The organism is Brevundimonas sp. (assembly GCF_032107865.1).
GTDB lineage: Bacteria > Pseudomonadota > Alphaproteobacteria > Caulobacterales > Caulobacteraceae > Brevundimonas.
The window spans coordinates 1-1,305 of sequence record NZ_DAMCNG010000385.1 but is presented as its reverse complement, the minus strand read 5'-3'; the positions used below and the strand labels follow the sequence as shown (position 1 = coordinate 1,305).

Genomic DNA, 1,305 nt, shown 5'->3' with positions numbered 1-1,305 from the left:
AGGCCAAAGGCCTTCAGCTCCTTGCCCAGCCGCGAACCGCCCTTGTCCTTGGGCGCCATGACGTCCAGCCGACCGCCGGGCTTCAGCGCCCTCAGCGCCAGCGCCAGCGTATAGCGCCGCTCCACCGCGCCGGGCGGGGCATAAAGCATCACGCCGTCGGCCGATCCGGGCGCGACCGTCTCCAGCGCCGTCGAGCCGGGGATCAGGGGCGACGTCTGCGTCGCCGTCGAGGGCGGATCGAACACCGCCGGCGGGCGGCCATAAAGAAGCGTGGTCATGAGAGCGCTATATCTTTTTCCTCCCTGTTCGCGAAGCGAATGGGGAGGGGGACCACGAAGTGGTGGAGGGGCTTATGGAGAGCCAGGCCTTGGCCGCGGTGACACACATGGCAACGGAGCCAAGCAGCCCCTCCGTCTCGACGGCTATCGCCGCCGATCCACCTCCCCATTGCTCCGCAATAGGGAGGAGAAGCGGGTGACACCCCCGACCGAATACGGCACAACGGCCGCCATGTTGGACTTCCCCCCGCTCGCTGACTCCTCGCCCACGCTGGACGAGGCGCGGACCCTGCTGGAGCGCGTGTGGGGCCATGCCGATTTTCGCGGGCTTCAGGCCTCGGTGATCGAGGAAGTCCTAGCCGGGCGCGACGTGCTGGCCGTGCTGCCGACCGGCGGCGGCAAGAGCGTCTGCTATCAGGTGCCCGCCATCCTGCGCGAGGGCGTGGGCCTGGTCGTCTCGCCGCTGATCGCCCTGATGACCGACCAGGTCGAGGCGCTGAAGCAACAGGGCGTTGCCGCCGCCCGGCTGGATTCCGGCCTGACCATGGACGAACGTTCGGCCGTCTGGCGCGCGGCGCGGTCGGGCGAGCTAGACCTGCTGTATGTCTCGCCGGAAGGACTGGCGTCGGGGTCCATGCTGGAGCGTCTGGCCGAACTGCCCATCAGCCTGATCGCCATCGATGAGGCGCACTGCGTGTCTCAATGGGGCCACGACTTCCGCCCGGACTACCGCACCCTGGGCCGTCTGGCCGAGATATTCCCTCGCGTGCCTCGCATCGCGGTTACGGCCACCGCCGACGCCCGCACCCGCGACGACATTCTGGCTTCGCTGAAGTTGGGCGAGGCCCGCGTCTTCGTCGACAGCTTCGCCCGTCCGAACCTGCAACTGACCGCCGAGCGCAAGGTCAACGGCTCGCGCGCCCGCACGGACGCGCGCGTGGTCGAACTGGTGCGCGAACGGCGCGGCCGCTCGGGCGTGGTCTATTGCGGCAGCCGCGACGGCTGCGAGCGGGTAGCCGATGCGCTG

General features: G+C 69.3%; 1 protein-coding gene and 1 pseudogene. One reads left to right on the top strand and one right to left on the bottom strand.

Features of this window, described 5'->3' with window-relative positions:
- Nucleotides 1–278 (bottom strand): annotated as a pseudogene (locus RT567_RS16975) (methyltransferase); the annotation flags it as partial.
- A 232-nt stretch (nucleotides 279–510) separates the two neighbouring features.
- Here RT567_RS16975 and RT567_RS16970 point away from each other — a divergent pair.
- On the top strand, nucleotides 511–1,305 hold a 795-nt coding region (locus RT567_RS16970), incomplete at its 3' end, for a RecQ family ATP-dependent DNA helicase (protein ID WP_313577350.1).